Genomic DNA, 26,314 nt, shown 5'->3' on the forward strand with positions numbered 1-26,314 from the left:
TACTGCTATTACTATTTATCAGAGCTAATTTTGTTAAGTACAAAAGCGAAAAGCCGAACAAAAATCAATAAGATTTGTTCGGCTTTCTTTATGATTACTATTCTTTTGTCCTAGTATGTTTAGATTTATGCCCGCCACTTGCCGGACGATTTCTCTTTAATTACTACGGCCTGCAGATCCACTCCATTATTAAGTGAAAGTCACACTTCGGCCAGTTTCGTTACTTAAATAAATGGCGTCTATAATTTTTGTGACCTGCAGAGCCTCTTCAGGCTTTACTATTAATTCTTCATTACCGAGGCAGGCATCCGTGAAGTTTTTAACGAGGTCAAAACCAGGGTCCTCGTGGCCCGGAATCCATTGGGCTTCGCTGTTTAATAACATACCGTGTTTCGCCTGGTTTAAACGGAAAGGAAATACGTCCAGTCCTCCTGCTTCGCCTGAAATACTAAGATTTTCAATATCTTCATTTATATTTGCCGCCCATGAGGTTTCAAAAAGAAGAGAAAGCCCGCCTTCAAAAGTTATATAGGCCGTCACATGGTCCTCCACTTCAAATCCGCGGTTATCGAAGGTTCCCCATTCATTAACCTGGTCAGGCTTGCTGCTCAGCTGATTATATGCCCTGCCTGTTACCTCCACCGGTTTCGGGTGATCAAGCAGCCATAGCGTTAAATCAAGAAAATGACAGCCGTAGTCAATCAGACTTCCGCCCCCTTGCAGTTCTTTGTTCGTAAATACGCCCCACCCCGGCACTTTCCGGCGCCTTAACGACTGGGAACGCGCTACGAGCGGCGCCCCTATTTCATCTTCAAAAATTACTTTTTTGGCGGCCTGGGCATTTTTCATAAACCGGTAATGATAGCCGATGGACAGAAGCTTACCAGACTCTTCAGCAGCTTGAACCATGGCCTCGCATTCTCTCGTGTTCATAGCCATCGGTTTTTCGCAAAGAACATGCACACCGGCATTTAACGCATCAATGGTAATATCTGCATGATATTTATTGGGTGTGCAAATGGTCACCGCATCGACCTCAGAGAACAGATCAATATAATTGTCATACACCTTTGGAATATCGAACAGCCTTGCCGCTTCCCTGGCTTTTTCCGGGTTAATATCACATATTGAGGTAACTGCCACACGATCGCCTAAGCTTTTGTATGCCGGAAGATGGCGTCCTTTAGCAATCCCGCCGGCTCCGATAATGCCCATTTTCAGTGTCATATGCTGCTCCTTTTATTGCCGCAGCCGATTATTCCAATTTGAATAGTGCTCATTCGCTGCTCCTCCTTTTTAATTTATTTTCCTTTTATTGTTTCCAGCGGCTGAGCATTCCCGTACACTGGCCTGCTTCTCTGCGTCGGTGCTGCCCAGTTCACCGCGTTCTTAATAACACGCTGGATCTCTTCGTTATAATAGGTTGGATAAGTTTCATGGCCAGGTCTGAAGTAGAAAATCTTCCCTTGCCCCCGACGATATGTACACGCACTTCTGAATACTTCTCCGCCTTCAAACCAGCTCATCATTAGTAGTTCGTCCGGCGCAGGGATGTCAAAATGCTCTCCGTACATTTCTTCTTTCTCAAGTTCAATATATTCGCCGATGCCGTCCATAATCGGGTGACCCGGTTCCACCACCCAGAGGCGCTCTTTTTCATCTGCTTCACGCCATTTTAAGTCGCAGCTTGTGCCCATAAGCGTTTTAAATATTTTTGAAAAATGACCGGAATGCAGTACGATAAGCCCCATCCCTTCCAGAACACGCTGCCTCACTTTTTCAACGATCCCATCGTCCACTTCATCATGGGCTGTATGTCCCCACCATAAGAGCACGTCCGTATCGCTCAATACAGCGTCAGTAAGCCCGTGTTCAGGCTCATCAAGCGTGGCTGTTCTTACTTGGTTTGCTTTTTCCTGCAAAAATTGAGCGATCGCCCCGTGAATCCCTTCAGGATAAATATCCCTTACAGCCGGGTTTTTCTTTTCATGCCGGTTTTCATTCCATACCGTTATATTCATTGTCATCTCTCCTCTCGCTTTTACCGGAAACGTTTTCATCCATTTCATTTTACCAAATAATAGAGTAAACGTTTACGTTTTTTGTAAAACATGTCGTTATTTTTTAAAAAAGTCCGTAAAAGTACAAAAAAAATATGGAATATTTCTTCAATTAATGAAAATTAACCTTCTAAATAGTGAATTTCATAAATATATATAACTATATCCGGTATGTCGATAATTGTGAGAAGTGTTATCCGGAGTTAATGTTTACAAAAGCCCTCTAACATGGACGTTTCTTAAAAAGGGGAAAGATTCGGAAAGGAGTCCTGATGGCTAAAGAACCGAAGCATAAGTTAAGAGTATTTTCCCACGAACTTAACGAGCTTCTCAATTACTTGCATGAGGCCTCTAAAAAGCACGAACGAGCTTCTGAATCGCTCGTGTTCAAAAATGCAGTTATTTATTTGTTCCGTTTTATCATTAAAATTTTCTCCTGGAAAGGTTTTTTTGCAGCTTTGATTCCGGTCAGTATGATTGCTCTCATGAGGGATAGTCTTGAAGAGCTGGCCCATCTCCCTTTCACTGTTATTTTCATATTGTCAGGCGTGCTGTTTGCACTGTTCTCCGCTCTGTTAAGGCATCTGGTCCTTGATGAAATGAGCAGAATCGGCAGTGAATTTTTCCATATAGAGATTTTTGAAAAAAGGAGGGGGAAGGAATACTCGGCGTTAATATCACTTGCCAAAGAGAAAGATTTTGTCTTCACTTTAAAAAAAGAACTGGAGAGGGAGCTTATACAGGAGAAAGATGAGAAGCTTCGGAAAAGAGTAGCTCAGCAGCAGAAAGTTATTAAAGAAAACGAAGAAGCTATAGAGGAACTGCTGGATAAATTGACAGCCAGTGAAGAGCTGGCCAACCTGTTTAACGAGAGAAGCGAACTGGCTTTAAATTTTCTCTTCGGACTGAAAAATAAACTGACTCTTCTAGTGAGAGACCAGTTTAACCTTGATAATATTAATTTTGGTGTCAACTACTCCCTGTACAGAATTGAAAATTCCGGATTGTCCTTTATTGATGGATATGGAATAAATAAAGCTGAATTTGAAGAATTTATCCCGTTTAAACAGGTAGACAATAAATTTATTCAGGCTATAAACGCTTCTCCTCAAAAACCTTTAGTGCTTGAAGATTTTATTGCCTGGAAAAGAGTCCTGCAGGACGAGGAGCAATGGGTCATTTCTTTGCATCTGGATGATTCAAACCGGTCAAAACTAAAAGTCGGCCACGAAACCGGCCAGTTGAATATAAGCTTAATTCAAGAGTTATTATGGATTTGCTGTGAACTATTAAACAAGTTCTCTGCAATACACCGCAGCCGTCAAAAAGGAGAGCATTAAAACTTCCCTTACCCGGCCTTTTCTACCTCGGGTTATAATACGGGCCGGGAGGGTTTATAAGCTAAGCATTTAAGCATTGTAGCTGCTTCCTGATAAAGCCTTCTTTGCTTTCTCCTTAGCCTTTTCATTTTCCTTCTTTTGATTTTCCAGCATCTCTTTAGCCAGTTTGCATGAATCTGATTTTGACATACGCTTGTCCCCCTGAGAGTATTATTCGTTTTTACATTCTTTCCAAAGCTCCTTAAATTATACAATGTGGGGACAAGTTTATAGGTGACTTAAATGGAGAATTTTGGGGTTATGCGGAAATACTGGAAAGGAAATAAAGGAAAAGGCAGCAACTTGTCCGCTAAACGGCGAAACCGCAAAATCATTTACTATTCTTTTAATAAAAAAACCGCGCCTGGCAAGGCACGGTTTATCAACTTATCTCTGTTCCAAACGGGCAATTCGTTCTTCCAAATCAGGGTGGGAAGAGAAAAGTTTCGCCATTCCGCTTTTTCCGTTAATTTTCATTGTCTGTACGGCTGAATCATCCGTACGGTCGTTCACTGTAGCACGCTCTACATGGGCTTTCAAAGAACGTAGCGCGTGAGCCATTTTATCCCGGCCGGCTAAGTCCGCGCCGCCGCGGTCCGCGTGAAATTCACGGTATCGTGAGAAGGCCATAACAACCAGGCTCCCTAGAATTGAGAAGAGGATCTGGAATATAATAATGGCCGCAAACCGGACAACTACTTCTAATTCAGAGCGCACTAAGCGCGAGACAAGAATCGCTGCAATCCGGGAGAAAAATACGACAAAGGTGTTAACGACACCTTGCAGAAGCGTCATTGTTACCATATCACCGTTTGAAACGTGGGCCACTTCGTGAGCAATGACACCTTCCACAGCGTCATCGTCCATATTGTTTAACAGCCCTTGTGAAACAGCAACAAGGGAGCGTTTTTTAGTCGGACCAGTTGCAAAGGCATTAACCTCACCGGACTGGTAAATCCCAACTTCAGGCATATGCGCGAGCCCAGCAGCCCGGGACAGCCGGTGTACTTTTTCTACCACGGCACGTTCCTGGTTTGAAAGCGGACCATCCGGGTCCAGAACTTTTACTTTCATCATTTTCTTCGCCATCCACCGGGACATCGCCAGTGAAATGAATGAACCTAAAAAACCGACGAGTAAACTGAATAACATAAGCGACGCATAATCAATACCTAACCCTGGGCCACCTGTATCAAATGTGCCTCCGAGATCTGTAAAATGCGTAATAGCTGACCACACGATTATAATCGTGGTCATCACTAAAATATTTGTTAATAAGAAAAATAAAAATCGTTTCCCCATTCCTACGCCTCCATTTTCATAATATCCTTATACATTTTAACATGAAATTCGTGTTATGCCATCTGATTTGTTTGAATTACCAGACATGCGCAGCTGCACACAAAGAAGCACTGCCATGTTGCCGAACTAGCGGCAGGCAGTGCTTCTGAACAGGGGGCATTACTGACGAACCTTATCTTTATACGCAATAGATTGTTCCCTTAATTTGAACTTCTGTATTTTCCCCGAAGCCGTCATTGGATACTCTTCACAAAAAGCGATATATTTAGGAATTTTGTAGTTCGCAATTTTTCCTTTGCAATAGTCCCTGATTTCCTCCTCTGTCGCATCCTCTCCTTCTTTAAGGCGGATCCAGGCGACTACTTCTTCGCCATATTTTTCATCCGGCACTCCAACGATCTGGACATCCAGTATTTTCGGATGGGAATAGAAGAACTCTTCTATCTCCCGCGGATAAATATTTTCTCCGCCGCGGATTATCATGTCCTTAAGCCGTCCAGTGATTTTAAAGTAACCGCTTTCATCCATGACCGCAAGATCACCGGTGTAAAGCCATCCCTCCTCGTCTATGGCCCGTTCCGTTTCTTCTTCGTTATTATAATAGCCTTTCATTACATGGTACCCCCGTGTGATTAACTCACCCTGCTCCCCTGGCGGCACTTCTTCATTTGTGCCTGGTTTAACTACTTTCGCTTCAACATTCGGCAGGACTTTCCCGACAGTGGAAACGCGCACTTCTATTGGATCATCCGTTTTTGTCTGGGTAATAACCGGAGACGATTCTGTCTGACCGTAGGCAATTGTAATTTCTGCTGCGCCCATCTTGTTGACGACTGCCTTCATCACTTCAATCGGACAATTCGATCCCGCCATAATGCCTGTTCTTAAGGAGGACAAGTTATATTTTTCAAATTCAGGGTCGTTTAATTCGGCGATAAACATTGTAGGCACTCCGTGGAGAGCGGTACACTTTTCTTTTTCCACAGCAGTCAGGACGTCTTTCACATTAAACTCCTGAACAGGAACGATGGTCGCTCCAACATTAACACATGCAAGTATGCCGAGAACGCAGCCAAAACAATGGAAGAACGGCACTGGAATACACATTCTGTCCTGGCTGGTCAGTTTCATGCTTTCTGCAATATTTAAGCCGTTATTTACGATATTATTATGGGTGAGCATGACCCCTTTAGGGAAGCCGGTCGTACCGGACGTATACTGCATGTTGATCGTGTCGTCAGGATCCAGGCTTTTCATCCGCTCATCCAGCTGGCTGTCGGTTATCTGGTCTTTCATTCCTAAAATATCTTCCCAGCTGAATGTGCCCGGGTACCGGTTTTCTCCCAGTACAATCACATTCTTAAGTTTAGGGAGCCGTTTTGACTGCAGCTTGCCAGGTTCGGAAGTTTTCAGTTCCGGAACGATTTCATAGAGCATGTCAATGTATGAGGCGTCGCGGTACTGCTCCATAAGTATAAAAGTAGAGGTGTCTGACTGTCTCAGTAAGTATTCCAGCTCAGCTGTCCGATAGCTCGTATTTACGGTCACCAGGACTGAACCCATTTTCCCGGTGGCAAACTGGCTGGTAATCCATTCAGGCCGGTTTGTCGCCCATATTGCTGTATGATCTCCGGCTTCCACGCCGAGGGCCATAAACCCCTTCGCTGCATCTCTGCACAAGCTGTCAAACTGGCTGTACGTCAGCCGCAGCCCCCTGTCCGGATAGACAACTGCCTCATGATCAGGCTGCTCTTTTGCCACATCCTCCAGTAATTTCCCTACTGTCACATGCTTAAGTTCCGCCAACACAATTTCCCCCTTCTAAAGGTATTGGAATGTTCTTCAGTCATTCCCCTTTTCTGACTGAGCACTCGTTCACACAAGACATTCACATTCATTATATTCTAAATATTTAGATATTTAAAGGGGGTCCTTTGGTTTATTTGCAGTTTACAGTGAGCGCGCAGCGCGTTAAAGCGCGAGGGGACAGACCCCTTTTGGAACTGCTCAATTGGCTTTACGGTACTTTTTAATACCCATTACCGGCTGCGGCCGATTAGCCGTGTCTTTACCATTTTGGTCCTGCAAAGACACGGCTTTAAGAGGTCAGGCGAAGTTCACCCTGAATGGATTTAGATGACAGGCCGCCCGTTATTATCACGGTCAGCAGAATCCGCAGGCTTATCCTCCTGCCGCCCTTTTTCAAGCCTCATTTTTTCCAGTTCAAGACGCTTTTCTTCCACCCGCAGTTCACGCTCTTTCAGCCTGTATTTTTTCTTATTTTCGTATGCTGTGTAAAGGTAGTACATAGCTACTATTACCACTACAAAAAACCAGAAATCCATCGCTCTCTCCGCCCCTTCCTGTACCTGTTTACCCTATTATTATACCATCACTCTGTTTAATTAGAGAGGCAATCTTGCCGCCTTATAATTCTTTTATTTTATGATAAGGTAAAGGATGGAATTAAGATTAAGAGGAAAAGAGGATTTTAATGAAAACCAAGTTTTACGACCGCCTGTATGTTTTTTATTCCGGCGTTCTTTTTGTTTATATATTAAATCTGTTTCTAGGGTTTGACTGGTTAGCTTATATCATTGGCCTTTCAGCTATTGCTATGATTGCGGTCTCGTTTCCGAAAGCATCAAATCTGTTTAAAATCCTTGGAAGTGCTTTTATAGTGTTTGGTCTGGCTATGTTTTTTTCAGCTGGCCTGGATGTTTCCCGGATACCGTTATTTTTAACTTCTAATATGCCCCTTCTCGCGTTTTTAACCTTGCTGCCCTGGATTAACAGTGTCGTTCATGTAGGGAAATATGATCAGCACATTAAAGGAATGATGAAGGAAAATGCCGATAACCTGGGCAGCCTTTATTACCGCAGTCTCGGAACGACTTATATCTTAATGACTTTTCTTAATTTATCAGCCGTTAATTTATCCCAGGAAGTATTAATGAAAACTATGAAGAACGTCAACAAGGCCCTGCGAGACAATTTTATCAGCAAAACCACCGTCAGAGCATTTTCTCTTGCTCTCATTTGGAGCCCTATGGAAATTATGGTGGCCATTACTGTCGATGCTACGGGGATCAGTTACTTAGTTTATTTACCCTGGCTTCTGGCTATTTCCTTAATTACTTTGACAATCGACGCTTTGATCGGCAGGCAGCGCTTTAAGAACATTCCTATTGAACCGGCCGATCCCAGTAACGGCCCTCCTGTTCCTGCCGGAAAAATTCTGGTTCAGATATTAAAATTATTTATAGCACTCATCCTGTTTTTAATTTCTGTGCTTACGGTCAGCCACCTGTTCGGACTCAATTTTATCCTGGCTGTTACGCTTGTCATTCTGCCTTTTTCTTCACTTTGGGCTATTGTTATTAAAAGATGGCATATGTTTAAAGTTTACGGCTTTGAAGTGTGGAAGGCACGGACTAACCACATGCAGAACTTCATCATTCTTTTTATTTCACTCGCTTTTTTTACGAACAGTTTGAACGAAACAGCAGCACTCGAATATGTTCAGCGTCCGTTTATGTTATTTAATGATCAGCCAGTGGTTATTTTAATTCTTATTTTTCTCACTTATTTGCTAATGGCAATGATCGGCGTCCACCCAATAGGTACGATAGCCATCCTGCTCGAGGTGCTCACTCCCTTATTTGATGTCTTTAACCCGGCCGGTATTGGACTTGTGCTCATCGTAGGTGCTCTCGCTACTGCCAGTTCAGGCACTTACGGCGTAACGGTGACCATGACTTCTATGAATACCGGACAGAACCCTTACCGGATCACGCTGAGAAACCTGCCGTTCACCCTTCTGTTCGGCACGATCGGAATCCTTGTCGCTATGCTGCTCATTTAGTGAAAATTCACACAGGGGTCTGACCCCTGTCGAAAAATCGGTAAAAAACCCCGCATAGCTGCGGGGGCCGGTTCATTCTTATTTATTGTCTTCAGGCATCTCCAGTGCGAGATCAGCCTTTTTAAGATCATGGTCAATTTGCTCTTTAATGTCATAAGCATGATACATTTCTTTTTCAATCATGTAAGTAGCAATTTTATGGTGGGCGTCTATCGCTTCATCCATCTGCTTCTTAAGTGTTTTGTGAATTTCCGGGCTTGCCGTTTCAGTGATAGCAACCGCATAGCTTCTGACTGCTGCTTTCGCAGACACGAGAAGATCGGTAGCGATTACTTCATCGTTGATTAACTCTTTATTATTTATCTTATCGAGAATGCTTGACAATTTATTCGCCTCCTTATTTAGATTCTTCAAGAATACCTTTTAACTCTTCGACCGCTTTCTGTGAAAGCTTAACGTCTTCTATTAATAAATCTTTCAGTTCTTTGTCGACTGCAAGACCTTGCATCATGGACGACTTAGCTGCACAAGCAGACTTAATAGTCATAATTTCGTGAACTTCCAGTACTTCGTGAGTCGCATAATCTTTATTTGCCACGTGGACACCTCCTTTTAATTTATCGTATATCTGTCAGTACCACTTATTTTCCAAAACTAAAACTAAAATGGCCAAAAGAGTAAATATTACCCAATTTGCTTATATGAGGTTTATTTATGTGCATGGCGGCACCAGTAACGCTTGACTGCCGCCTGTTTATCGTCTGCAGGGGATAAATTGAACTGTTCTATAAGTTCTTCCGATCAAATGAGTCTGGGACAAAACTAAATTAAATCCAGGATAACCGAAGAATGAATTCACAATAGACCATAAGATGAGATAAGGTTCATAAACGCACTCGCTTGCCGCAGGCATCTCTTCAGCTCCTCGGCAAAAATCGCCTGCGGGATCTTTAGGAGATGCTTTTCCTGCAGGCGTCTCGTGATTTTTGAACATCATCAATTTTTAGCTTTTTTGATTTAGGACAAAAGGCGGCGACGCCCGAGGGATTAAGCGCAGTCTGAAGATCCAATTCAACGAAGCTCCAAGCTGAGTTGAATTTAGCTGAAGACAAGCCCCTGGGCAAGCGTCCGCCTGGCGGACTGAAATCACTGCAATTACTATTTATCAGAGTCAATTTTTTATTAAGTGCAAAAGCGAAAAACCGAACAAAAATCATAAGATTTGTTCGGCTTTCTTTATGATTACTATTCTTTTGTCCCTGCCTCTTATCTCCCCGTGCAGCCCTTCTTCCGCCGCCAAAAAAGACTGCCCGTGAAGGCAGTCTTTTTAAGGTTATATTAAATTACTCCTTGCATGATCATTGTATCGGCTACTTTGATAAAGCCTGCGATATTCGCGCCTACTACCAGATTTCCCGGTGCATCATATTCTTCCGCCGCTTTCATGCTTTCACGGTAAATATTTTTCATAATTTCCTGGAGCTTGGCATCTACTTCTTCAAAAGACCAGGAAAGCCTCGCACTGTTTTGTGCCATTTCCAATGCTGAAACAGACACGCCCCCTGCGTTAGCTGCTTTACCTGGGGCAAACATTACCCCTTCACTCTGAAAGATTTCAACCGCTTCATGAGTGGAAGGCATATTGGCTCCTTCTCCTACCGCTTTCACACCATTGGCAACTAATATTTTTGCAGCCATCTTATCCAGTTCATTCTGTGTTGCGCACGGTAATGCAATATCACAAGGCTGAGACCAGATGCCTGCACAGTCTTCGAAATAATGCGCGTCCGGGTGTTCTTTCACATACTCGCTGATCCGTTTGTTTTCTACTTCCTTCAAACGTTTAACTGTTGAAAGGTCAATTCCGTTCTTATCGTAGATATACCCGCCTGAATCACTGCAAGCTACCACTGTCGCTCCTAATTCCATCGCTTTCTCCATCGCATAGATCGACACGTTGCCTGAGCCTGAAACTGTCACTGTACTGCCTTTGAAGCTTAACCCTTTATCTTTTAACATTTCTTCAACGAAATAAACCGTTCCGTATCCTGTTGCTTCTTTGCGGGCAAGGCTTCCTCCAGAATCAATGCTTTTCCCTGTCAGCACACCTGCTTCGTAGCCGCCCCGCATTTTCTTATACTGGCCGAACATATAGCCGATTTCCCTTGCGCCCACACCAATATCACCAGCTGGCACGTCGATATCCGGACCTATATGGTTACTCAGTTCAGACATAAAGCTCTGTGTGAACCGCATGATTTCAAGATCTGATTTCCCTTTCGGATCAAAATCAGAGCCGCCTTTTCCCCCGCCGATTGGCTGCCCTGTCAGGGAATTTTTAAAAATCTGTTCAAAACCGAGGAATTTAATAATGCTGGCATTTACAGACGGATGAAATCTCAGTCCGCCTTTATAAGGTCCGATAGCGCTGTTGTACTGTACACGGAACCCCCGGTTAACCTGTACCTTGCCATGGTCGTCCACCCACGGCACGCGGAAAGAAATAATTCTTTCCGGTTCAACAATTCTTTCGAGAATGGCCTGTTTCCTGTAGGCCGGATTTTTTGCCAGCGCAGGTACTAATGAATCAAATACTTCTTTTACGGCCTGATGAAACTCGCTCTCATGCGGGTTCCGGTTTTTTACTGTTTCATAGACTTCATTAACATATTCCAAAGCTTCCTGAGTCTGTTCTTGTGTGGTCCTGTCTAATGCTTTCATGTTCCTCACTCCCCAAAGAGGTAAAGTTTATTAAAAAACACCCCGATTTTCCGTATAATGTTAGATTTTCTACTATTCAGTATTTTATAATTAAACAAATGATCTAATCAATATCAAGAATAGATAATTTCAATGCCTTTTTGAGATGATATAAAAAAGGAGGCTCCAAATGGAACTCAGACAGATGAAATATTTTATGGAAGTGGCCACAAGAGAACATATGACAGAAGCTGCCCACAACCTTCATGTCGCCCAGTCAGCTGTAAGCAGACAAATCGTTAATCTGGAAAATGAATTAGGGGTTGATCTGTTTATCCGGGAAGGGCGCAGGGTGAAATTAACCCCTATAGGCAAAATATTTCTTGAAAGAATCACTCATGCTATGAATGTGATTGATGATGCGACCCGGGAAGTTAAAGAGTATCTGGATCCCGAAAAAGGAACTGTACGTGTAGCTTTCCCTATCAGCCTGGCCGCTCATACACTGCCGACAGCTATTTCCTCTTTCAGGATGTATTATCCGGACGCTAAATTTCAGCTGAAACAAGGGCTGTATAACGATTTAATCGACGGGGTAATTAACGGGGATTTCAATATGGCCTTAATCGGCCCAGTGCCTATGGAAGAGACAAAGGTAAAGCGCAAAATATTATTTACTGAAAATGTGGTCGCCCTTTTACCCATTCATCATCCTTTGGCAGACCGCTCTTCCCTGAGGCTTCGTGACTTAAAAGACGATCCCTTCGTCCTGCTCCCGGAAGGATTTGTTTTTAGAGATATTGTTATGAATGCCTGTAGAGAACTTGGATTTACGCCGCATGTAGCCTTCGAAGGAGACGATATAGACGCATTAAAAGGGCTCGTCGCAGCCGGACTGGGAGTGACGCTGATGCCTGAAGTAACGCTCGTTGACAGCCTTTCCCGGTCTACTGTAAAAATTCCGCTAATAGAACCTAACGTCACACGTACTGTCGGGGTTATTACACCTAATGAACGTGTCCTGCTGCCCACCGAAGAATTATTTTATAACTTTCTCCAAAAATTCTTCTCCCGCCTCACTGATTTTAAAGAATAACATTCGACAAAGGGGGTCAGACCCCTGTCGAAATATGTTTATGCGTTTAGAAGCTGAAGGGACAGGTAATTTCCATAATGAACCCTGAAATGCTATAAGTAAGGGGTTAATCTAATGATTGAGGAGAGAGTCTGATGCCTTATTTCCAGTCTGACGGTGTCTCACTGTATTATGAATCGACAGGCGAGGGGCCTCCAATTATTTTTATTTGCCCGCCTGCCATGGGCGGCGCCACTTTTTTTGAGCAGCAGAAACAGCTGAAGAACCATTATCAGGTCATAACCTTTGACCCGAGAGGAAACGGAAAGAGCAGTGACGGTATAACCGGTGATTATACTATTTACGACTGGACGGAAGATGTTTTAGCTCTGGCAGATCATTTAAAACTTGAGAAAGTGATTACGTGCGGTTATTCGATGGGCGGCCTTCCCGCACAGGAATTTGCCATTTCTTACCCTGAACGGACGGCAGGCGTCATTTTAATCAGCAGTTTTTCAGAGGTTAGCACTTTTTCTTTATCGTCAAAAATTAAAGCCGGTGAAATGGTCGGGCATTCTGACCTTTTAGAATTATTAGCTGCCGGCTTGTCGATCTCCCATACTGGTTTAGGGTCAAAAAAACATAAGAAGAAAATATTTAAATCTGTTAACTCATCCAATTCCCTTCTTACCAAAAAACTCTACCGGAATGGAAGATATTACAGATCCACTGAGCGCCTTTCCAGTATTCAGTGCCCGGTAGCTCTCATTTACGGGAATTTGGATTTCCTCATCTTACCTTACCAAAGGCTATTTGAAAAACGGCTCGCTCATCCTGTAAGCATCAAAATAAAAGGCGTTGCCCATCAGGTGCCTACTCAGTCTGCTTATGAAGTAAACAGTGTAATCCGCAGCCTGAAAAACACCATGGCTCATTAACCACCATATTTCTACAAATCTATGAAAATATGGTTTTTTTCAAAAAAGGATTTAGTAAAAGCCTATGGTGGGAACCTCCTCTATATAGATGATTTATTATTTTTATAGGAGGTATAGACATGGAAAAAAAGATTATTGGCGGCGTATTTAAAGAACAGCAGGAAGCTGTAGATGTAATCGATCAGATGGAGAAAAACGGTTTTGACCGTAAAGACATTTCCGTTTTTGCTAAAGGCGATGACGCTGAAAAGGTTGACGATCATACAGATATCGATGTCGCTGACAACGATGACAATAACCGGGGCAAAAATGCCGGAAAAGGTGTCGGAATCGGTGCAGGAACAGGTGCCGTGCTTGGCGGTGCTGCAGGTCTTGGCTTATTAGCCATCCCTGGTGCAGGCCCTATTATGGCTGCAGGTCCAATAGCAGCTGCAGTTGAAGGGGGCGTCATTGGCGCCGGCGGCGGCGGAATTGTTGGCGCGCTTACTGGTGCCGGGATTCCTGAGGAAGAAGCTAAGGAGTACGAAAAATATATTAATGACGGGCATATTGTTGTTCTTGTGGAAGCAAATGAAGACCAGCAGACAAATGTGTATTCCACGTTCAGAGACCACAATACTGTAAATTCCCATATGTATCCTGGGCATGATGACATGGATAAAGGCAGTGTGTAAAAAATCAAGAGGCTTTTCAAAGCCCATTATATAAAGAAGAGGCCATCAGCTTTTGATGGCCTTTTTTTTATGAATGAAATGATTGACAGGAGAACTGTGATTTAATTTAAACTCCGGCTATCCTTCCGCCGGCATGCGCATTAGAAATTAATATCCCCAACCCTCCTAAGGACTGACCAAGTAATAAAAAAAAGCTGCCCTTCACCATTGAGTGTTTTCAAGGACAGCCTGTTTCCACTGCGTATTTTAGTTGTTTTCCATCCTCTCTTTACTGCACGACTGCACGAAATCTGATATAACGTGCTGATACTGTCTTACAGATTCTATATAAACCATTTCTTTCTCACCGTGCCAGTCGCCTCCAACCGGTCCGAACTCAACTGCAGCTCCTCCATACTTTGTAAAGAACTGGCCGTCATTCGATCCGTGCTGGCCATAAATATTTATAGTCTCCAGCTGTGTTTTGTTCTGCAAGGACTTAACCAGCCCCTCCACATAAGGATTATCTTCTTTCGTAGTTACCGGCCTGTTAGTAATATGAACGCTGACTTTCCCGTCTGTAGTGATCTCTTCAATCTGTTTGATAATTTCATCTGGTGATTGCTCAGGCAAATAACGGATATCCAGTGACATGTGACACTTTTCCGGCACCTTATTGTAAACCGTGCCTCCATTTAATTTTGCCAGATTAATAGACGGTTTATTAAACATAGGCTGAGCCGTTTCCTGGGCAAAAGGCAGTTCGAGGATTCTTTCATAAAGATCCATTGCTTTAATAATCGCGTTTTTACCTTCCCAAGGCCGGCTGCCGTGAGCAGGCTTCCCGTTTATTTCAAAATCCAGCTGAACAACACCTTTTGACTGGATAGCAATACCGAGGTTGGTCGGTTCACCGCATATAATGAAATCTCCTAAATATCCTTGCTCTGTCAGATATTTTGTGCCGTTGGCTCCTCCAGTTTCCTCGTCAGGAACGACCTGAAGCATTACGCGGCACGGAAGGTCAGTGTCTTTAAGCTCAATCATTGTTTCCATCATAGCGGCAGCGCCTGCTTTCATATCTACTGCGCCTCGTCCGTATAGTTTTCCGTCCAGCTCAAATGGTCTGAACTGCTCTTCTTCCCCTTCAACGACATCGACATGAGCATTAAACACAATGGTGTTCTCGCCTTTCCCAATCTCTGAAACTAACATATGGTAACCGTTATTTCTGAGACTTTTAACTTCCAGTCCCCGGTCTGCCAGCCATTTTTCACAATAATTTACCGCTTCATTTGCGCCGTCTTTAGTCGAACTGTCAATTTTAATTAAGTCTTCTAATAAAGGGATCGGGTCACCCATTTTTACCCTCCTAGCTGATATGATAGTATAATTTTAACTGTCTCAATTACTTTTACCGGGAAGCAAATAACATAAACATTCAAAGTTAGAAAGTTTAAGATGACTGACCAGTCAGGGCAATCCCGGGAATTTTCTTTAACAAAAAAAGTTGTCCGGTTTACCGCCGGACAACCTAAGACACATTCTAAATATCAGAATAGTCGTGTCTTTTCTTCTCTTCATCGATGTGCACGACGACATCATGGCGGGCAAGCTCACAATCCGGCTTCTCCACTAACCAGTCATCCTTCACTTCACGTCCGGCAATGAGGGCGATAATGGCTGCAGGGATATCAGCCCCTGCCTGATGAGAGAACGCATAGCCTCCGCCAAAACGCGGGTTGATATCTATCACGTAGTAATCTTTTCCGTCAAAGTAAACGTCTGTATTAATATATCCTGCATGGCCCAGGTTTTCTCCCATTTTCCGGGCAATGTCGTTTAATTCCTGATCATGGACTGTAATACACCTGTCTACATCACCGGCTCTCATTTCAAGCTGTTTTCTCACGAAAGAAGCCATAAACCGGCCGTCTAAATCATTAAACAAATCCAGGCTGAATTTATCTCCTTCCACAACTTCCTGAATAATCACATTATCTTCAGGATTTTTATACGTGACATCGTTTAGCGGCGTACCTTTAATCTGCTTTACAGCATTATTATAAGCGAGCTTCATTTCTTCATGGTCTTCTGCAATATCTACTCCGATTGAAGCTGAGCCGTTTCGAGGTTTAATAATTAATGGAAAGTTAACTTCTCCGTTTTCCAACGCTTTCTCAGCGTCCTCATACTTAATATAGGAATGGGGCGCTTTAACGTCAAAGGCTCCCAGAAGTTCACGGTATTTCCCTTTGTCACGGACTTTATCAACCACATCAGGGTCAGGCACGAACATAGACACGCCTAATTCCTTAAATTCCTCTTTATTATCAGCAAGTTTTGGCACTTCCCAGTCGTTAAGCGGAATAATGCAGTCTACTTTATGCTTTTGACAGATTTTTTTAATTGCTTCAATATAATCAGAATCCGCCTGATGGGGAATGACGTAGCTTAAATCCCCCTGCTGAAGTGATGGAGCGTTATAATCAGGGTCCGCAGTGATTACATTACCTCCGACTCCCATTCTTTTTAATGCTTCCTGAAAAAATCCTACAAAATCTATTCTTCTTGCGCTTGATGTTAATAAAATATTCACGGATGTTCCTCCTTGCGTCGATTTATTTTTTCTGTTTCAAAAAACAGGTAATAATCATTTACCCGCAAATGTAGCCATCAATCCTTATATCCAATAATTAGAAATTTGTACTCAGGGAAAATTATTCAGATGAATTTATTATGAAATATCTTTGTAATTAATTTGTTAATCCAACTCCTTATTAGGTCCTATTTAATAAATAACATATAAGTTTTTCAAATATTATTAAGAAATTTCCAGAAAGCGACTGGCAAGGAGCACGTTTCACTAAAAACGAAAAAAAGGGCAGCCCAGGATAGGCCAGCCCTTTTCATGATCTGATAAGCTCAATTTATTTTTATCCGTGCGTATATTCAGGAGGAGCCTGAGGGGTGACGTCCGCAGCCTGTGCCTGAACAGGGAAAGCAAACAACAAGGTAAATGCAGCAATGAGAATGAGTTTCTTCATAATAATAACAACTCCTTAAAGATTTTAGACTATTATGACACATTACTTTTATCGCTGTATAGCTCTTCATAGTTAATTTTTAGAAAATTTTGGTTTATTATATTATACACGCTCTTTTTTTCGCAAAGGTTTATTAACATATTAATATTATTGGAGGTGTCAGCAGCTTGGACTATACATTAGGTAAAAGAATTAAAGACTTGCGGGAGCATTTAAAGATTTCCCAGAAAGAACTGTGTGACGGCATTTGTACTCAAGGTCTTATCAGCAGGATTGAAGGGGACACAGCTACCCCCACTGCCCCGTTGCTGCACCAGATCGCTATCCGTTTGGGAGTCGATTTAAATTATTTTTTTGATGATATATCCCGAAATGGTATTCATTACGTCAAAGAAGCAATCAGCCATATGGATAAACACATCCGGGATCATAATTATGGAGAAGTAATGAAAACAATTCAATTTGAAAAAAAGAATCCCCTCTTTAAAAAAAGGCACCTCCAGCAGTATCTCCTCTGGCGGGAGGGAATTTGTGTTTTTCATATGGAAGATGACAGCCAAAAGGCTCTTGCACTTCTGGATCGGGCCTTTCACCTGCGACTCGACAGCAATAAACATCCGATGACAGAAACTGAGATTGATATTCTCGCTTCCAAAGCCATCGTCTACAGCAAAATAAACGAACTTGATTACGCTGCCGACATTTACCGTACATTATTGTCGCAGCTGGAGGCGCTCCCCCTGCTTAAAAAAAACCGCCTGATTATCCGGATTCTGTTCAATGCAAGCCGAAACGCTTATGACCGTAATAACTATATGGAGTCTCTGTTCTATGCAGATAAAGCTATTAAAATTTGTATTGAAGAAGGCCACCTTTATTTGTTAGGCCATCTTCTTTTCCAAAAAGGATGCTCTCTGTTTAAACATGACCCCTCTCAGAAAGAGAAAAGCCTCCGTCTTTTGAAGGAAGCCTTGTGGATATATGAGTTGAATCCCGTCCCTGAATTTATAAAAGATTTAAATGACGAAATACAGTTTATTGAAAACAGCGTTTTAAAATAACGACAGAGGATAGCCAAAGCTGCCAAACGGGTGCTTTGGCTTTTTTATTTCAGCCCCCGTATATCAGGATTTTGATTTTACCCGAGCCTGTAAAATGCGAAAATTGACTATTATTAATATGTTAATAGTCAGTTATGAAAACAGCCTGTAAGTGGCCGCTGGCTCCTCCAAATCATTTATAAACCGGCAGTTCGCTCTTTTACAAGGTTAGATATTACGGAAAATTTGGACTATTATGTAAATCTACCAAAAACTAATAAATTAAAGGAGGATACAAGAATGCAAAACTGGCGATTAACAGGTTTTATTCTAGGTTTTCTTTTAGCGTTTACATTCGTTTTTTCCAGCTTCACTGTAAGTGCAAACGGCCAGGGGACCGAGAGGCATGATTACTTAATCGGCTTTAATAATGAGGTTAATGAAAATGTCGTTAAGCAAGCAGGCGGTGAGGTTCTCCACGAATATAAATATATGCCTGTGCTGCATGTAAAAATTCCAGAGAGAGCGGCAAAAGCGCTCGAAAACAATCCTAACATTGACTATGTAGAAAAAGATGAGGAAGTGACTGCGACCCAATCTGTGCCTTGGGGCATTAACCATATCAATGCACCCACTGTCCATTCCTGGGGAAATAAAGGAAGCGGCGTCAAAGTAGCGGTGCTTGATACAGGGATTGCCACTCATGAAGACTTAAACATTTCGGGAGGGGTCAGTTATATCACTGCGGAGTCCTCTTATCAGGACTACAATGGCCATGGCACCCATGTTGCCGGGACAGTGGCTGCACTGGACAACAGCTACGGCGTGATTGGTGTGGCACCTTCAATTGACCTTTACGCAGTTAAAGTGCTGGACCGCAATGGAAGCGGCTCTCACAGCAGTATTGCAAAAGGTATTGAGTGGACAGTAACTAATAATATGGATATTGCCAATATGAGCTTAGGGGCTCCTACGGGGTCAACGGCCTTACGTCAGGCAGCTGATTATGCAAACAGCCAGGGCGTCCTTTTGATTGCAGCTGCAGGGAATACCGGGACTGCAGGCGTTTCATATCCGGCCAGATACAGTTCAGTCATGGCTGTGGGAGCTGTAGATTCTAATAATAACCGCGCCTCTTTTTCCACTTATGGAAACGGACTTGAAATTATGGCGCCTGGTGTTTCTGTTTTAAGTACTTATACATCCAACCGTTATGTCCGCCTCGATGGGACATCTATGGCAAGCCCTCACGTAGCTGGTGTAGCTGCACTCGTGAAAAGTGAGTATCCGTGGGCTTCCAATTCGCAGATCAGACAAAGGCTGACCGATACGGCAACCCCGCTTGGCAGCTCATACTATTTCGGCCAAGGTCTCGTTAATGCCTCTCACGCTGCGTATTAATTTTTGAGCACAGGGAGAGTTCGCAATAGTTTAACAGGTTTTATATTAAAAAATGAGGAGATGATCTTTATCAAAAAATTAATTTTATCATGGTTAGTCGTTTGTCTGATGTTTTTGCCGGCCCAGGCTGGTTTTGCCACCGATACCCCTTCTGAAAGCAGTGACTATCTTGTGAAATTTAATGGAGCTGCAGAAAAAGGCTTAATTCAGGCGTTCGGTGTTGAAGAGGAGGACATCCTGCATGAGTATGAGCTGCTGTCCGTTAAGCACATTAATTTAACAGGCCAGCAGGCACAAGGATTGGAAAGACACCCTCACGTTGACATGGTTGAAGAAAATGCGGAAGTACAAGCCCTTGGCCAAACGGTCCCTTGGGGAGTCCCGCACGTTCAAGGGACAGCCGCACAGGAGCAAGGCCATACCGGGGATAACGTCAAAGTAGCCATTCTGGACACCGGCGTGGATAATACGCATGAAGACCTGGCAGATAACGTGAAGGGCGGACATTCCGTGTTTGATGATTCGGCTAATAGTGATCCTTATTATGATGCAAATGGCCACGGCACGCATGTTGCAGGTACTGTTGGTGCCGTAAACAATGATTTAGGCGTCATTGGTGTCGCTTATGATGCTGATTTATACGCTGTAAAGGTTCTCAATAACGACGGCAGCGGCACACTGGCCGGTATTGCCGAAGGAATTGAATGGTCTATAGAAAATGATATGGATATTATTAATATGAGCTTAGGCGGTTCACAAGGTTCTTCAATTTTAGAAGAATTCAGCGATCTCGCTTTTGATGAAGGACTCCTTGTAGTAGCAGCTGCAGGCAATAGCGGCAACAGAGGCGGTAATAATGATACAGTAGGTTACCCTGCGAAATACGACTCTGTCATTGCAGTAGCCGCTGTAGACGAAAATAATAGCCGTGCAACTTTCTCCAGCACCGGTCCCGCTGTTGAAATTGCTGCACCTGGTGTAAATGTCTTAAGCGCGGTACCTGGAAATGATTACGCTGCCTTTAACGGGACATCTATGGCATCTCCTCACGTGGCAGGTGTGGCGGCCCAGGTATGGCAGGCTAAACCAGAGCTTTCTAATGCTGAACTGAGAGAGCTGCTGAATGAAACAGCTAAAGGTTTGGGTCCTGCTCACCAATACGGCCACGGGCTTGTCCAGTCACTCGATGCAATCGGAAATTAATAGATTGATATAACTGTAATTTAAAACCGATCCTGCCTCCTTTCCCCCCTGGGAGGCAGGGTTCTTTGTTTGGGGTCAGACCCCCCAGCAATTTCCATAACAAAAATTGGGAAGAAAGCCCTGCCACTTTTTCATTTAGTTTAACTTAATGAAAGACATATTAAATGGTTTCAGCGTATAGAATGAAACAGATCTACACTCGATCCAGTTGTAATACAACACCACTATGCATCTGGTTTAAGCTTTCGCCTCCTTCAGATTACGCCTGTTTTCATATTTATGAACATTTCCAAAACCCCGTCCAATTACTTAATTTTCTAAATATTTTAAAAACAGTGTTGACTTACCTCTTTGAAACCGTTTACAATCTAGTTGCATAAGATACCTATTTTTCCTTGTATAAGTATCGGCCACGGCCCGTAACTGTACCAGGAATTTATATGGATAAGTGACTGAACACTCAGTCAGGGGAAAAATTAAAAAGAGGGGGAAGGAATTTGAAAGCTTACAAGATGGAAGTCCGTTTCACTATTTTGTTAACTGCTCTGTTTTTGCTTGCCGGAAATGTCGCCTTGGTCTTTTCTATTTTTCCTGTACAAGGAAACCTGTTCGGGTTCCCTATTATGTACATCGTACCGATTTTGTCAGGCTGGTTCGGAATTTTGTTCTTAACTATTGTGGCCAACAAAGTCGGCAACAGAATCGATGAGGAAATTGAGCGGGAAAACGGGCTGCTTACGTCCGCCGAAACAGAAACAGGTAAACAAAAAAAGAGTCATAGCAAAGAGGGGGCGTAAACCATTATGGGAGAAGAAGCATGGCAGTTATCCAACCCTATGTTAGGTATTGGGGCAATTATTGCAACGTTTGTTTTGTTTTATGTGGTCGGTTACATTTCTAACCGGAAAAGCAGTTCCGTCACTGATCTTTACGTAGCCGGTTCCAGTATTGGACCGCTTACAAATGGACTGGCTATGGCCTCCACCTATATGAGCCTGGCCACATTCCTGGGTATTACCGCCCTTATACTGCAGTTACAAGTGCCGTTTATCATGCTTTGGATTCAACTGATTTTATCCATCCCTCTTATCACAATTATTTACGGCACAAGCCTGCGCAGGATGGGAGCCTTCTCACCGACTCACTTCATACGTGAACGTTACGGACTCAGCGCCTCCATTATCGCCGCGCTGTTTATGATTCTTGTCTCTCTTATGTATTCCCTTGGACAAATGATCGGAATCGCACTGGCCTTTGAAACCGTCCTTGGCATTCCGTATATGACCGGTCTTATCGTCGGCGGTCTCGTGATTGTAGGATATGTCACTCTGGGAGGTATGGCGGGCGCCTCTAATAACGCGGCTATTCAAATGGTTATTATCGCCTTAATGTTTATCGTGCCTTTAGGAGCGATTATGAAAGCCATGGGCGGAAGCGGCTGGTTCTTCCCTCCACTTTTATATGCTGATATGGTACCAGCCATGGTAGAAGCTATGCCGAATTTCTTCGATTACCAGTTCTCGCCGAAATGGTACGTTTCCCTTATAGGGCTTACGATCGGCTCATTAGGGCTCCCACACCTGGCCATGCGTATTTATACCGCTTCCAGTCTTAAAAGTGCCCGGACGGCTATGGTCTGGTTTGCGTTTATTATCGGTCTTGTTTTCTCTGCCACTTACGCCATGGGCTTCGTCGGGGTTTATGCAACAGAAACGCAGGGGGTAGCCATTTCACCTGCTGATGCCGATAAACTGACTCTTATATTAAATCTCGTCTATAACCCTGAATGGGTGACCGCCCTCGTTATTGCCGGTGCTATATCAGCAGGGCTCTCTACTCTCAGCGGGAACCTTCTTGCTATCGGCGCCCTGCTTTCACAGGATATCGTCAGTGTCCTTAAGCCGGATTTAAAGGTTAGAACAAGAGTAAAACTCGGGTATGCAGCTATTTTTACCGGCGGGATTATTAGTATCCTTCTCGCCATTAATCCGCCAGCTTTCCTTGTCGTCAGTATCCTTTGGGCATTCGGCCTCGCCGGAGTTACCAATGCCCCGCTCATTATAGTCGGCGTCTGGTGGAAAGAAGCGAACAAGTTTGGAGCCATTGCCGCTTCGGTTATCGGCGGCGCTATATATATTGTCGTCTCGCCATTCGTTTTTCCATCAATTGTTCTGACGGGACACAGCGTCACGGATGGTATGGGCTTGTCAGGCGCCATGCTTGCGATCCCGATCAGCTTTATCCTTCTGATCGTCGTCTCTTATTTAACAAACCGCATGCCTAAACTATCGGCCATGCTTACCGCTAAAGAAGATCACGCGCTAATTGAAAGAATTCACGGCTGGAAAGATGTCCACCCAGGCCGTTATAACAGTACCATCGGTGCCGCTATTACTGTCGTATTTTTTACAGTCATAGCTGTCTGGGCTGTTATGCCTTGGAATATGTAAGCGATGAAGGAGGCCGCCAATATGATAGGAAAAATGATCACCCTGCATTCCCCAGCTTTTCAGGCCTATATCCAAGCACCCAAATCAGCCGTCTACACACGCCTGATCGTCGTTATGCTAGGGATATTATACGGCCTCACAGGGATTGCAGCCAACGCCGCCTTTATCGCAAGCTTTGAATCGGCCATACTGCGGAACGCCATCGTTCCGCTTATCTTCATCCTGTTCGGCTTATTCTCTGTGTGGCTCACAAGACTCGGCCTCGCCGTCCTTCTCTGGGCAGGAGCAAAGGGCTTTGGCGGGCCGGGAAAAATCTCGGAGCTGAACCGCACAGCGGGAGTCGCCCTTATACCGGGAATCATGGCGCTCCCCGCCTTAACAGGCATGAGCGCAGGCTTACTTATAACGATCGCCCTTATCATAGGCGTTATCTGGATGTATTTTATCTGTGTCAAAATTCATGAAGTCACTCAGGGCTTTGCCCCGTGGAAAGCTTATGGCTCTGTTTTTGCCGTGTTTATCTTCTTCGCCAGCATTTTTTATATAATAATGCCCCAAGGCGCAATTAATTAAAGGGAGGAATGTCTCGTGAACAGTACACACTTATTAGCACCGGAACAATATAACATTACACAGGAACTCTCAGCCTATTCAAACGACACTGAACGCACGGCTGTGCGCTGGGTCGATCAGGAAGGCAACCGGCGGAATATTTCCTATAAAGAACTTTCTGATAAAATGAATCAGTTCGCTCTTGCTTTTAAGCGGCAGGGGATTCAGAAAGGGGATAAACTTCTGATTATCCTGCCCCGTGTGCCGGAAGCTTACATGACTTACCTCGCTTGCTTAAAAGCAGGCATTGTGGCCATTCCCAGCTCGGAAATGCTCAGAAAAAAAGATCTCCTTTACCGGATCGAGCATGCAAATGTGAAAGGAATTGTTTCCTTTCATAAAACCACGGGTGAGATTAACGCGATTGACGAATCCCACCCTGCCCTGTCTAAAAAATTTATAGTGGGCGGTGAAGAAACGGGCTGGATGTCTCTCGAAGCTCTTGCTGCACAGGAATCAGCAGATTATGAAGGTGAGCCGACGAGCCGGGACGATATGTCCTTTTTATCTTATACGTCAGGTACGACCGGAAATCCTAAAGGCGTCGTTCATACGCACGGCTGGGGTTATGCGCACGTCCGCACGGCTGCTAAAGAGTGGCTCGGTGTAGAAGAAGGCGACCTCGTCTGGGCTACGGCTGCACCCGGATGGCAGAAGTGGATCTGGAGCCCGTTCCTTTCAACAATTACTCTCGGTGCTACTGCCTTTGTCTATCACGGCAGTTTTGACCCGGAGACTTATTTAACCTTTTTGGAAAAGGAAAAAATTAATGTCCTCTGCTGTACCCCTACGGAATACCGGCTTATGGCTAAAGTGGATGATCTTGACACCTACAATCTGCCTGAGCTGAAAAGCGCCGTTTCTGCAGGCGAGCCTCTAAACCGCCCTGTCATTGAAGCGTTTCGTTCAGCATTCAACGTGGACGTGCGCGACGGGTACGGCCAGACTGAAAACACCCTTCTCGTCTGCAATGTTAAAGGGATGCCGACAAAGCCGGGATCCATGGGCAAACCGACTCCAGGAAATCCTGTAAATATTATTAATGAAGATGGTGAACCTTGTCATGCTGGTGAAGTGGGAGACATCGCTGTCCATAAAGACTGCGCCGCTCTGTTTAAAGAATATCTTGATGACCCGGAACGCACCCAGGCTTCGTTCAGAGGAGACTGGTACTTAACCGGCGACCATGCGATGAAAGATGAAGACGGCTACTTCTGGTTTAAAGGCAGGAGTGACGATATCATCATCAGTTCCGGCTATACGATCGGCCCATTTGAAGTGGAAGATGCTCTCGTAAAGCATCCTGCCGTCCGGGAATGCGCGGTAGTCGCTTCACCGGATGAAACGAGAGGCAGCATCGTAAAAGCCTTTATCGTCCTTAAAGACCCTGACAGGGTGCCTGACGAGGCCCTTGTAAAAGAGCTTCAGGAGCATACGAAGGAGATTACGGCGCCGTATAAATACCCGCGCCAAATTACTTTCCTGGAAGAGCTCCCGAAAACCACGTCAGGAAAAATCCGCCGCATCGACCTCCGCCTCAAAGAACAAATGACTTGAAAATAATGGGGGGTCTGTCCCCCAGCACGTTAAAGCATTAAAGCCCGGCTGTTGTCACTCCTTGACAATAGCCGGGCTTCTTTTTAATTCACAGCGTGACCGTTATGGCCATGATGGTGGTGATGTTCAAAGTTCCTGCTTGGGGCTGCACCTATTGTGCCGTGGTGCTCTTTATACATCTCTTTTAATTCATGGATGGTCAGTTCAGGATGCATGTCTTTCATCTGCCCAACATTCATCTGGCCTTTTCCGTTACTCTTGTCCATACCGTGCCCATCTGCAGCTGCCAGGTTTCCCGCTCCAAAAACCAAGGTTACTGCCAGTAGTGCCGAAGATAATACTTTCACGTTTATCAGCTCCTTTTTAAAGGTTACTTGTAACGTACCCTTTAAATTTGAAGAAATTATGTAGCCAGTAAAAATAAGGTAAAAGTCTTATCATGATTTAAGTACCGTCACAACAGCCAGGACTCCTGTGGAAACAGCGAGCTCAGAAGGCAACAAAAATGAACGGTCTGTTCTGAGCAAGGGGGCTGACGCTTAGGCCGTACCCTTGGAAAAGGGATTAATTCAGCCGCACAGCCCCTGTCACAATATAAAATCCGGATGACCCTTCAAAATAAAAAAATCCCTCCAGCCCCGGAAGGATTTCTATTCACGTCATTTATTAACGCTGTCACACTTCTTTAAACTCATGCACCCAGACTTTCATTTCCGCTTTCCAGGGCATCCCTGGATGAATAGCCAGGATGGCGTTTTTATAATCTTCCAGGTTATTAAAACCTTCCTGGACGGCGCTCTCGTCTGTTAAATCTCCCAGAGTTTCTCTGTACACCCGCTCAACTTTAAACTGCTTTCCTTCAAGGACCATAATTTCACCCGGATCAGCGTAACGGCCATTTCTTCTCGTGGCCGTTTTTTTACCAGTAAGCACTTTCTCCACGTCTTCAGGCTTCGTAACCATCCGGTCGATTTCACATGTTTTTGGAGGTAAATTATTAATCTCTGACAATTGCTTCTCCCCTTTCGGTTC

The 26,314-nt window shown here is 44.0% G+C and carries 24 protein-coding genes; 12 read left to right on the forward strand and 12 right to left on the reverse strand.

The window, feature by feature from the left end:
- Positions 1–189 precede the first annotated feature (189 nt).
- Both K8O68_RS01615 and K8O68_RS01620 read right to left on the reverse strand, forming a co-directional pair.
- Complete coding sequence (locus tag K8O68_RS01615) at positions 190–1,227, reverse strand: Gfo/Idh/MocA family protein (RefSeq protein WP_230895192.1); 1,038 nt, start codon at positions 1,225–1,227, stop codon at positions 190–192.
- Between the two features lie 74 nt (positions 1,228–1,301).
- Positions 1,302–2,021 (reverse strand): ThuA domain-containing protein, encoded by a 720-nt coding sequence (locus K8O68_RS01620; protein ID WP_370640467.1) that lies wholly within the window; start codon positions 2,019–2,021, stop codon positions 1,302–1,304.
- A 311-nt stretch (positions 2,022–2,332) separates the two neighbouring features.
- Between K8O68_RS01620 and K8O68_RS01625 the strand changes: the two genes are divergently transcribed.
- Positions 2,333–3,400: a V-type ATP synthase subunit I domain-containing protein gene (locus K8O68_RS01625; protein ID WP_230895194.1), complete on the forward strand. Its 1,068-nt coding sequence runs from the start codon at positions 2,333–2,335 to the stop codon at positions 3,398–3,400.
- Positions 3,401–3,826: 426 nt separating this feature from the next.
- On the opposite strand, the gene htpX is transcribed toward K8O68_RS01625, so the two are convergent.
- The 3 genes from htpX to K8O68_RS01640 all read right to left on the reverse strand — a co-directional run bounded on the left by htpX (position 3,827) and on the right by K8O68_RS01640 (position 7,086).
- Positions 3,827–4,741, reverse strand: coding sequence for a protease HtpX (htpX, locus tag K8O68_RS01630; RefSeq protein ID WP_230895195.1), 915 nt, complete (start codon positions 4,739–4,741; stop codon positions 3,827–3,829).
- A 159-nt stretch (positions 4,742–4,900) separates the two neighbouring features.
- Positions 4,901–6,547, reverse strand: coding sequence for an AMP-binding protein (locus K8O68_RS01635; protein ID WP_230895196.1), 1,647 nt, complete (start codon positions 6,545–6,547; stop codon positions 4,901–4,903).
- A gap of 326 nt (positions 6,548–6,873) precedes the next feature.
- A complete protein-coding gene (locus tag K8O68_RS01640; RefSeq protein ID WP_230895197.1) occupies positions 6,874–7,086 on the reverse strand; it encodes a hypothetical protein in 213 nt (70 codons plus the stop codon).
- A gap of 149 nt (positions 7,087–7,235) precedes the next feature.
- Between K8O68_RS01640 and K8O68_RS01645 the strand changes: the two genes are divergently transcribed.
- Positions 7,236–8,606: a hypothetical protein gene (locus K8O68_RS01645; protein WP_230895198.1), complete on the forward strand. Its 1,371-nt coding sequence runs from the start codon at positions 7,236–7,238 to the stop codon at positions 8,604–8,606.
- A 78-nt stretch (positions 8,607–8,684) separates the two neighbouring features.
- On the opposite strand, the gene K8O68_RS01650 is transcribed toward K8O68_RS01645, so the two are convergent.
- The 3 genes from K8O68_RS01650 to gdhA form a co-directional block, all read right to left on the reverse strand.
- Entirely contained in the window at positions 8,685–8,990 is a 306-nt protein-coding gene (locus K8O68_RS01650; RefSeq protein WP_230895199.1) for a spore coat protein, read from the reverse strand.
- A 13-nt stretch (positions 8,991–9,003) separates the two neighbouring features.
- Positions 9,004–9,204 carry a hypothetical protein gene (locus K8O68_RS01655; protein ID WP_230895200.1) on the reverse strand — a complete coding sequence of 67 codons (201 nt, stop codon included), beginning with the start codon at positions 9,202–9,204 and terminating at the stop codon, positions 9,004–9,006.
- A 740-nt stretch (positions 9,205–9,944) separates the two neighbouring features.
- Positions 9,945–11,327: an NADP-specific glutamate dehydrogenase gene (gdhA, locus tag K8O68_RS01660; RefSeq protein ID WP_230895201.1), complete on the reverse strand. Its 1,383-nt coding sequence runs from the start codon at positions 11,325–11,327 to the stop codon at positions 9,945–9,947.
- A 169-nt stretch (positions 11,328–11,496) separates the two neighbouring features.
- Here gdhA and gltC point away from each other — a divergent pair, with 169 nt between their 5' ends.
- From gltC to K8O68_RS01675, 3 genes are all read left to right on the forward strand, one after another.
- Positions 11,497–12,402 (forward strand): glutamate biosynthesis transcriptional regulator GltC, encoded by a 906-nt coding sequence (gene gltC, locus K8O68_RS01665; RefSeq protein ID WP_230895202.1) that lies wholly within the window; start codon positions 11,497–11,499, stop codon positions 12,400–12,402.
- A gap of 134 nt (positions 12,403–12,536) precedes the next feature.
- On the forward strand, positions 12,537–13,319 hold the full coding sequence (locus tag K8O68_RS01670; protein WP_230895203.1) for an alpha/beta fold hydrolase: 783 nt from the start codon (positions 12,537–12,539) through the stop codon (positions 13,317–13,319).
- Between the two features lie 119 nt (positions 13,320–13,438).
- A complete protein-coding gene (locus K8O68_RS01675; RefSeq protein ID WP_230895204.1) occupies positions 13,439–13,993 on the forward strand; it encodes a general stress protein in 555 nt (184 codons plus the stop codon).
- Positions 13,994–14,239: 246 nt separating this feature from the next.
- Here K8O68_RS01675 and K8O68_RS01680 read toward each other — a convergent pair whose 3' ends face one another.
- Positions 14,240–15,334: a M20 family metallopeptidase gene (locus K8O68_RS01680; RefSeq protein WP_230895205.1), complete on the reverse strand. Its 1,095-nt coding sequence runs from the start codon at positions 15,332–15,334 to the stop codon at positions 14,240–14,242.
- A 184-nt stretch (positions 15,335–15,518) separates the two neighbouring features.
- Positions 15,519–16,571, reverse strand: coding sequence for an ATP-grasp domain-containing protein (locus K8O68_RS01685; RefSeq protein WP_230895206.1), 1,053 nt, complete (start codon positions 16,569–16,571; stop codon positions 15,519–15,521).
- 615 nt (positions 16,572–17,186) lie between these two features.
- Between K8O68_RS01685 and K8O68_RS01690 the strand changes: the two genes are divergently transcribed.
- From K8O68_RS01690 to mbcS, 7 genes are all read left to right on the forward strand, one after another.
- Positions 17,187–18,080, forward strand: coding sequence for a helix-turn-helix domain-containing protein (locus K8O68_RS01690; RefSeq protein WP_230895207.1), 894 nt, complete (start codon positions 17,187–17,189; stop codon positions 18,078–18,080).
- Between the two features lie 279 nt (positions 18,081–18,359).
- A complete protein-coding gene (locus K8O68_RS01695; RefSeq protein WP_230895208.1) occupies positions 18,360–19,460 on the forward strand; it encodes a S8 family peptidase in 1,101 nt (366 codons plus the stop codon).
- A 60-nt stretch (positions 19,461–19,520) separates the two neighbouring features.
- Positions 19,521–20,663: a S8 family peptidase gene (locus tag K8O68_RS01700; protein WP_230895209.1), complete on the forward strand. Its 1,143-nt coding sequence runs from the start codon at positions 19,521–19,523 to the stop codon at positions 20,661–20,663.
- Positions 20,664–21,160: 497 nt separating this feature from the next.
- Positions 21,161–21,460, forward strand: a complete 300-nt coding sequence (locus K8O68_RS01705) for a hypothetical protein (protein ID WP_230895210.1) — start codon at positions 21,161–21,163, stop codon at positions 21,458–21,460.
- A gap of 6 nt (positions 21,461–21,466) precedes the next feature.
- Positions 21,467–23,113 carry a solute symporter family protein gene (locus K8O68_RS01710; RefSeq protein WP_230895211.1) on the forward strand — a complete coding sequence of 549 codons (1,647 nt, stop codon included), beginning with the start codon at positions 21,467–21,469 and terminating at the stop codon, positions 23,111–23,113.
- Positions 23,114–23,134: 21 nt separating this feature from the next.
- Entirely contained in the window at positions 23,135–23,686 is a 552-nt protein-coding gene (locus K8O68_RS01715; RefSeq protein WP_230895212.1) for a hypothetical protein, read from the forward strand.
- Positions 23,687–23,701: 15 nt separating this feature from the next.
- A complete protein-coding gene (gene mbcS, locus K8O68_RS01720; RefSeq protein WP_230895213.1) occupies positions 23,702–25,282 on the forward strand; it encodes an acyl-CoA synthetase MbcS in 1,581 nt (526 codons plus the stop codon).
- Between the two features lie 83 nt (positions 25,283–25,365).
- Here the strand turns inward: mbcS and K8O68_RS01725 are convergent, their stop codons facing one another.
- Complete coding sequence (locus K8O68_RS01725; protein WP_230895214.1) at positions 25,366–25,629, reverse strand: hypothetical protein; 264 nt, start codon at positions 25,627–25,629, stop codon at positions 25,366–25,368.
- A 328-nt stretch (positions 25,630–25,957) separates the two neighbouring features.
- Positions 25,958–26,245, reverse strand: a complete 288-nt coding sequence (locus K8O68_RS01730) for an ASCH domain-containing protein (RefSeq protein ID WP_230895236.1) — start codon at positions 26,243–26,245, stop codon at positions 25,958–25,960.
- Positions 26,246–26,314: the final 69 nt, after the last annotated feature.

This window comes from Salipaludibacillus sp. CUR1, assembly GCF_021028955.1.
In the GTDB taxonomy this organism is placed as follows: Bacteria; Bacillota; Bacilli; order Bacillales; family Salisediminibacteriaceae; genus Salipaludibacillus.